The organism is Cupriavidus sp. SIMBA_020 (assembly GCF_046535395.1).
In the GTDB taxonomy this organism is placed as follows: domain Bacteria; phylum Pseudomonadota; class Gammaproteobacteria; order Burkholderiales; family Burkholderiaceae; genus Cupriavidus; species Cupriavidus campinensis.
On record NZ_JAWRWU010001787.1, the window covers coordinates 1 to 231 of the forward strand.

1 protein-coding gene is annotated in these 231 nt (G+C 64.9%); it reads left to right on the forward strand.

Annotation, left to right across the window (positions count from 1 at the left end; genetic code table 11):
- Positions 1-231: fimbria/pilus outer membrane usher protein (locus SB751_RS35755; protein WP_410749700.1), on the forward strand; the 231-nt coding region annotated here is incomplete at both ends.

The following is a 231-nucleotide window of genomic DNA, read 5'->3' on the forward strand; positions in this document are numbered from 1 at the left end:
CGAGGTGACCGAGGCGGATGGCAGCGTGCATTCGTTCAAGGTGCCGTACGCCGCGGTGCCGTTGTCGCTGCGCCCCGGCATCAGCCGCTTCAGCGTCGCGGCGGGCACGCTCCGTGATACGCAAACAGCGGGCAACCCGTTTTTCATGCAAGGCACGTGGCAGCGCGGCTTCACGAACGCGCTGACGGGTTATGTCGGCACGACCATCGCGCAAGGCTATGCATCGATGAT